We start from the raw sequence: 5,064 nt of genomic DNA on the forward strand, positions 1-5,064 counted from the left end.
CGGCGACGTGTTCGTCGACCGCCACCAGCCCGCCGTCTTCGAGTTCGAAGGCGGCCCGGGTGACGGCGGCGGGGTCCTCGCCGAGCTCCTCGGCGAGCTGTGCAACCGTTTTCGTCTCGGTCGCGCTGGCGGCTTCCAGCAGCGCGACCTGCGTTTCGGGTAGTCTCATTGATGCGGTATGCGTGGGTCTGTCTGTTAGCGGTTCCGACTCGAAGACGGGGTTTCCCCGGGGGGACGCAAGCGCCCGCCCGGTTCCACCCGCGTCTAGACAGCGAAGAAAAAGCCGAACCCGGGACTCGTTGAGCGGTCGGAAACGGTGCCGACGGCGGCGGGTTCGGATGCCATATCCGACGGGAGGGCAGCCGCCGGCAAAAACGTTGTCCTCGGCGCAAGCGACGGTATTCGCCCGTTATCGGGTATCGCGCAGGTCGACGAACCAGCCTTCGTCGGCGGTAATCCACCGACCCGGCGTGCCGTCGCTGGCGGCGCTCACGTGGTCGAAGATGATACACCGTTTCTCGCCCGACGGGGTCTCCTCGATGCGGGAATCGACCAGCGGACTGGGTGCCTGTTCGCCGTCGATGTCGGAATCGGGTGCGCGCATCTTGCCCCGGTCTATCCCGGGAGGCTCCTTCAACCGCCCCAAACGTTCAATGAAAACTGTCGATTTCGGGTGGTACAAACGATGTAAACGGTCTGAACTGCGCGCGGATTACCTTCAGGTACCGTGCTGCCAGCTTTCCATGTACTGGATCTGCTCGTCGGTCGGTTCGTCGATCTCGATGCCCTCGGCGGCGAGCTTGATCTCGGCGACCTCCTTGTCGAGGTCGTCGGGCACCTCGTGGACGCCGGGCCCGTACTCGTCGCTGTTCTCGACCAGTTCGCGGACGCTGACAGCCTGGACGCCGAAGCTCTGGTCCATCACTTCGACGGGGTGGCCCATCGCGACCGGCGAGGCGAGGTTGACGAGGCGGCCGTCGGCCAGCACGTTGATGCGGCGGCCGTCGGGCAGGCGGAACTCCTCGACGCCGTCGCGGACCTCCTGTCGGGTCTCGGCCAGCGAATCGAGGTCTTCGAGGTTGATCTCGACGTTGAAGTGCCCGGAGTTGGCGAGGACGACGCCGTCTTTCATCTTCTCGAAGTGTTCTTCGGTGATGATATCGCGGTTGCCCGTCGTCGTCACGAAGATGTCGCCTTTCGCGGCGGCTTCGTTCATCGAACAGACCTCGTAGCCTTCCATGTGGGCCTCGAGCGCCCGCCGGGGCTCGATCTCGGTGACGATGACGTGGGCGTTCTGGCCGGCGGCCTTCTTGGCGACGCCGCGGCCACAGTACCCGTAGCCGGCGACGACGATGTTCTTGCTCGCAAAGGAGAGGTTCGTCGTCATCGCGATGTTCGACAGCGTGGCCTCGCCCGTCCCGTGGACGTTGTCGAAGAGGCGCTTCATCGGCGTGTCGTTGACGGCGAACATCGGGTACTTCAACTCGCCGTCGGCATCCATCGACCGCAGGCGGTGGACGCCCGTGGTCGTCTCCTCACAGCCGCCGACGATGGAGTCGATGAGTTCGGGATAGTCCTCGTGGATGGCCATCACGAGATCGCCGCCGTCGTCGACCGTAATGGTCGGGTCGTGGCCGATGGTCGCCTCGATGGCGCTGTAGTACTCCTCGTCGTCGACGTCGTGTTTCGCGTAGGAGGTGATGCCGTCGACGGCGTCCAGCGCGGCGCTGACGTCGTCGTGGGTCGAAAGCGGGTTACAGCCGGTGATGGCGACCTCGGCGCCGCCCTCCGCCAGCACCTCGGTCAGGACCGCGGTCTTGGCTTCGACGTGCATCGCCATCGCGACCGTCTCGCCCTCTAGAGGCTGGTCGGCGGCGAACTCCTCGGCCAGCGAGGTCATGATGGGCATGTGCTGGCGGGCCCACTCGATCTTCTTGCGGCCCGACGCCCGGGACTCTGCCGGGTCGTCGAGCTGTTCGGTTATCGTCGGGTGACTCATACCTCCCACGAGGGGTGTGGCCGGGAAAACGCTACCGAACGATACCTATCGGTGCTATCGAACGAGGCCCGCGAAAAAGAAAACCGCGCGAAAAGAGGGGGGAGCGCGGGGAACGGCTACGGGTCGTCAGTTGTTGGGGCCGTTACCGTTGCCGGGACCGCCGTCCTCTTCTTCCTCCTCGGTTTCCTCTTCTTCAGTTTCCTCGTCGTCACTGTCAGGACCGGCGTCCTCGGGCGGGCCCTGCGTCTTGTTGTCGGCCGGGCCAGCGTGCTCAGGCGGGCCCTGGGTCTTGTTTTCGGGCGGGCCCTGCGTCTTGTTGTCGGACGGGCCAGCGTGTTCGGGCGCGTTACCAGGGTTGTTCGACGTCACGAACTCGGCGACCTGCTGACCGACGGTCTTGTTCTCGTCGCCGTCACCGTTGAGGATGCTCTCGACGAACTGCTGGACCTGCTGACCGAACGGTTCCTGCTCGTCATCTTCGATCTCGTCGGGGCTCAGAAGCGTCGCGGACGTACTCGCGGTCTCGTTGTCGTAGTCTGCCGTCACCGTGACGTCGACGGTCTCGTTCGGCGCGGGGAGGTCGACCGTACCGTTCTCGCCGGTCGTGTAGTCGCCCGCACCGTCGTACGTCGCGTTCTCGTCGTCGACGGCGACCTCGACGGACGCGTTCTCGACGCCTTCACCGTCTTCCGAGACGGTCACCGTGGCCGTGCCATCGTCAGCCTGCTCGACGGACACCGAGAGGCCGGGCTCCGCTGCTTCGAGCGTCACCGACTCGGAGGCCGTGCGGTTGTCCGCCTCTGCGGTGATGGTCACGTTCACCGTCTCGTTGGGGACGGAGAGTTCGACCGTTCCGTTCTCGTCGGTCGTGTACTCGCCTGCGTCCTCGTAGGTCGCGTTCTCGTCGTCAACGGTCACGTTCACCGTTGCGTTCTCGACAGTCCCGTTGTCGTCGGATACTGTCACTTCGACAACGTCGTCCTGTGCGACGTCGATCTCCAGGTTTCCGTCGCTTTCTTCCTGTGCCATCGCCATTCCGGGGCCGAGCACTGACAGCAACATCAGCGCCGACAGGGCAATCGCGACGAGTTTTGTATTCGAGCTCATCTCACTCGGTTGGAGACGCGAGATACGGATAAAGGGGGTCTCCCGTTCAGTCGGTTCAGAAGCTGTCTGTAACTGGTAAGTAATCGGTTCAAAAACCGTTAGAACGTTTAGAAACGACTCTCGCCGTTTAATCCGTCACTCGGATGCGCGACCGATAGCCTCGTTCGCGTGCCGCTGGGCCTCCCGTCGGACGGGGTCGACCTCCAGGGTACGGATCTCGCGATCCTCCATCAGCACCTCGCCGCCGACGACCGTGTGGCGGACGTCACTGCCGCGGACGGCGTAGGCCAGATGGGAGACGAGGTCGTTCTCGGGCGTGAGATGCGGAGCCTCGAGGTCGATGACCGCGAAATCGGCGAGTGCGCCCTCCTCGATGCGACCGGAATCGAAGCCGAGCGCCTCGGCGCCGCCGGCCGTCGCGGCCCGGACGACGTCCGGGGCGGCGACGGCGCTGGCGTCCTCGGCGGCGAGTTTGCCGACCATCGCGGCGTCCCGGACCTCGTCGAAGACGTCGAGGTCGTTGTTCGAGGCGGGACCGTCGGTGCCGATACCGACCGTAACGCCCGCATCGAGCATCCGCTGGACGGGCGCGATACCGCTGGCGAGTTTCATGTTCGAGGCCGGGCAGTGGGCGACGGCGACCTCGCGGTCGGCCAGCAACTCGATTTCGGTCTCGTCGACGTGGACGCCGTGGGCGATGAAATCGCCCGACTCCAACATGCCGAGGTCGTCGGCGAATTCGAGGGGCCGGACGCCGCGTTCCTGGACGATAGGGGTGACCTCGTCTTCGGTTTCGTTGGCGTGGTAGTGGAGCGGAATCCCTTCGTCGCGTGCACGGTCGACGTACGTCTCCAGCAACTCGGTGTCGACAGTCGTCAGCGAGTGGGGCATCAGCGCCGTCTGCACCCGGCCGTCGGCGGCGCCGTCGAGTTCGCGGGCGACGGCGAGGCCTTCCTCGAAATCGGCGCGGGCGTCGGCCTCGTCCTTGCCGACAGTGACGATGCCGTGGCCGACGCGGGCCCGGAGGCCGGCCGCATCGAAGGCGGCGACGACCTCGGGGACGTGGAAGTACATGTCGCCGACCGCGGTGACGCCGTTGCGGATCATCTCGGCGGCGCCGAGGCGTGCGCCTGCGCGTACGTCCTCCGGGCCGAACGCGGCTTCGACGGGCCAGATGTCCTCTTGAAGCCACGCGTCGAGCGGCTTGTCGTCGGCGTAGCCCCGCAACAGCGTCATCGCGGCGTGACAGTGCGTGTTGACCAGTCCCGGAACGACGAGCGAGCCGTCGGCATCGAGCGTCTCGTCGGCTTCACTGTCGAGCCCGTCGCCGATCTCGACGATGCGGCCGGTGTCGCAGTCGGCGAGCACGTCCGTCTCGCGGATCGAGCGGTCGGGCAACAGGACGCGTCCGCCGGTGATTCCCAGCGTACTCATGGGCGGCGGTAGGCGCAGGGGGCGGTTGAAACTGCCGACACGGCGGCGCGTTCTCAGGCTCGTTAAACCGAGTCCGGGCTTTTTCAAAGCCCGACGGGAACTCCCCGTATGCGCCCGCTTTTGGTCGTGATAGCCCTCCTCCTTTCGGGGTTCGCCGGGGTCTTCTTCCTCGGCAGTTTCCTGTGGTATCGACACGCTCCCCGCCTCCACGCCGAGACGGTGTTCCCGGACGACGCCGTCGGTATCGAACTGCTCCGCTACGGCGTCGCCGCCGGGTTCGCCTCCTTCGGTGGCTTCCTGTTCGTGTTCGTCTTCCATCTGCTGGTCGTGGGGATGGCCGGAACCGACGCCGGACTCACGGCCTCGCTGGCGGCGCTGCCGCTCGAAGAGACCGCCGTCGGGCTCTTCGCCCTGTCGCTGGCGACCTTCCTCGTCGCCGGCGCCGGCTACGCCGCCGACGCCCTCCGCGGTGGCTTCGGCGGCGTCCGATAGGGTAAAGGCCCATCCGACAGCGTCCGATAGGG

Annotated in this window: 6 protein-coding genes; 1 reads left to right on the plus strand and 5 read right to left on the minus strand. The window is 65.9% G+C overall.

Going from position 1 to position 5,064, the window contains the following annotated elements; all coding sequences use genetic code 11:
• The 5 genes from V5A53_RS14610 to V5A53_RS12830 form a co-directional block, all read right to left on the minus strand.
• Positions 1–169 (minus strand): MarR family transcriptional regulator (locus tag V5A53_RS14610; protein ID WP_442928700.1); only part of this gene is annotated, 169 nt, incomplete at its 3' end.
• 240 nt (positions 170–409) lie between these two features.
• Positions 410–604, minus strand: a complete 195-nt coding sequence (locus V5A53_RS12815) for a hypothetical protein (protein ID WP_332314011.1) — start codon at positions 602–604, stop codon at positions 410–412.
• A gap of 114 nt (positions 605–718) precedes the next feature.
• Complete coding sequence (locus tag V5A53_RS12820) at positions 719–1,999, minus strand: adenosylhomocysteinase (protein ID WP_332314012.1); 1,281 nt, start codon at positions 1,997–1,999, stop codon at positions 719–721.
• 126 nt (positions 2,000–2,125) lie between these two features.
• Complete coding sequence (locus tag V5A53_RS12825) at positions 2,126–3,106, minus strand: hypothetical protein (RefSeq protein ID WP_332314013.1); 981 nt, start codon at positions 3,104–3,106, stop codon at positions 2,126–2,128.
• A gap of 135 nt (positions 3,107–3,241) precedes the next feature.
• Positions 3,242–4,540 (minus strand): amidohydrolase, encoded by a 1,299-nt coding sequence (locus V5A53_RS12830; protein WP_332314014.1) that lies wholly within the window; start codon positions 4,538–4,540, stop codon positions 3,242–3,244.
• 108 nt (positions 4,541–4,648) lie between these two features.
• Here V5A53_RS12830 and V5A53_RS12835 point away from each other — a divergent pair, with 108 nt between their 5' ends.
• A complete protein-coding gene (locus V5A53_RS12835) occupies positions 4,649–5,032 on the plus strand; it encodes a hypothetical protein (RefSeq protein WP_332314015.1) in 384 nt (127 codons plus the stop codon).
• The last annotated feature ends 32 nt before the right edge of the window (positions 5,033–5,064 follow it).

Origin of the sequence: Natronomonas sp. (assembly GCF_036625485.1) — an archaeon.
Lineage (GTDB): Archaea > Halobacteriota > Halobacteria > Halobacteriales > Haloarculaceae > Natronomonas.

What these genes read in the sequence shown, in the direction of transcription:
- V5A53_RS12825 (WP_332314013.1), bottom strand. Translation starts at nt 3,106, where the DNA reads ATGAGCTCGAATACAAAACTCGTCGCGATTGCCCTGTCGGCGCTGATG.
- V5A53_RS12830 (WP_332314014.1), bottom strand. Translation starts at nt 4,540, where the DNA reads ATGAGTACGCTGGGAATCACCGGCGGACGCGTCCTGTTGCCCGACCGC.
- V5A53_RS12835 (WP_332314015.1), top strand. Translation starts at nt 4,649, where the DNA reads ATGCGCCCGCTTTTGGTCGTGATAGCCCTCCTCCTTTCGGGGTTCGCC.
- V5A53_RS12815 (WP_332314011.1), bottom strand. Translation starts at nt 604, where the DNA reads ATGCGCGCACCCGATTCCGACATCGACGGCGAACAGGCACCCAGTCCG.
- V5A53_RS12820 (WP_332314012.1), bottom strand. Translation starts at nt 1,999, where the DNA reads ATGAGTCACCCGACGATAACCGAACAGCTCGACGACCCGGCAGAGTCC.